The organism is Caballeronia sp. LZ003, from assembly GCF_031451465.1.
In the GTDB taxonomy this organism is placed as follows: domain Bacteria; phylum Pseudomonadota; class Gammaproteobacteria; order Burkholderiales; family Burkholderiaceae; genus Caballeronia.
Window position 1 is genome coordinate 1 of sequence record NZ_JARUXJ010000091.1, and the last position, 835, is coordinate 835.

Below are 835 nucleotides of genomic sequence, written 5' to 3' on the forward strand. Positions count from 1 at the left end.
AGCAAATGCGCATGACTTTTGCGCCGACCGCCGCGGCAATTTCCGTATGCCGCTTGAGGTCCGCCACTTCTTCCGGCGCCGCGCCCGAGTGCAGGCCACTCGGATGACCCCACGCCCAAACGCGATCAAGTTCGAGTCGGTCGAGCTGGTTGCGCAGACGGGTGATTTCGTCGGGCGTTGGCGTCGGCAGGAAGCACGATTCGAGCGAGACGCCATCGACGCCAAGCGCCTTCGCACGGTTGACGAAGCCCTCCATCGTGATCCGCGTGCCCGGATCCTCCTCCAGCGCGGGATACACCTCGCCAAAATATCGGTGATAACTGTAGGAATCAATGGCTAGCTTCATGTCGGCATCCAAGTTTGTGGTTTACTTTACCAAATGGAACAGTAAACCAATTCCGGGGTTAACCCGAGAATGCCCAAATGAAACAGCAATCCAGATGGGATAGAATGGGTCTACGTTCATCCTTGCCAACCCCACATGACTGCCGTCCGCGACCGAGCGCTCGCTATTGTCGAGTTGCTTTCCCACCACGTCCACGGCCTCCCGATGTCCGAAGTCGGCGACCGCCTCGGCATACCACGTACCGCCGCGCATCGGCTGCTCGCGGATCTAAAGGAAACGGGCTATGTGAAGCAGGACCCCAATACCTCGCAGTACCGGCTCACCGTTAAACTCGCATCCCTCGGTCTGAGCTACCTCGCGGCGACCGGCATTACGGACGCTGCTCAACCGCTGCTCGATGACCTTGCCGAGTTCAGTGGAGAGCTGGTCCGGCTTGCAGTGGCGGAGGGAGATGACCTGATATGGGTGGCGAAGGCGCAAGGCGCTCGC

2 protein-coding genes are annotated in these 835 nt (G+C 59.9%); one reads left to right on the forward strand and one right to left on the reverse strand.

What is annotated here, in order from left to right:
* On the reverse strand, window positions 1–346 hold a 346-nt coding region (locus tag QCE79_RS39460; RefSeq protein ID WP_309851698.1), incomplete at its 3' end, for a hypothetical protein.
* Between the two features lie 135 nt (window positions 347–481).
* On the opposite strand from QCE79_RS39460, the gene QCE79_RS39465 reads away from it, so the two are divergent.
* A partial coding sequence (locus QCE79_RS39465) for a helix-turn-helix domain-containing protein (protein WP_309851700.1) occupies window positions 482–835 on the forward strand: 354 nt, incomplete at its 3' end.